Raw genomic sequence first — 378 nt, 5'->3', positions numbered from 1 at the left:
TATGCAAAAGCTTATAGAATTGGTTGAAGACTCTACTGCAGATGCTTATGCTCTACCAAGATATAACCCACTAGACTCCAGTTCTAATCCAAAATTTGGACGATATCCAGACAGACAGGCCCGTTTATTTAGAGCCGGAACGAAAACAAACGCTCATTATATTGGTGCTGTTCATGAAGCGCTGATTATAGAAGGCATGATGGAATTTCCTCCAATTAATACTCAATCTCTAGGAGGAGATTTAGGTGGACCACATATATTCCACAGCGGATCTGTTATAGACAAGGAAAAGTTTATGGAAAAAAGTAAATTTTACGAAGGTTTGAGTAAAGATGTTGTGATTGATGGTTGAATAGAGAAGAAATCATATACTATCAA

General features: G+C 37.0%; 1 protein-coding gene. It reads left to right on the top strand.

The window, feature by feature from the left end:
• Positions 1-352, top strand: a 352-nt coding sequence (locus CVH10_RS25795) for a hypothetical protein (protein ID WP_219924791.1), incomplete at its 5' end; no start/stop codon positions are given.
• Positions 353-378: the final 26 nt, after the last annotated feature.

The sequence above is a fragment of the Halomonas sp. ND22Bw genome (assembly GCF_003011945.1).
Classification (GTDB): Bacteria; Pseudomonadota; Gammaproteobacteria; order Pseudomonadales; family Halomonadaceae; genus Halomonas; species Halomonas halophila.
This window is presented reverse-complemented; position numbering and strand designations above follow the sequence as displayed.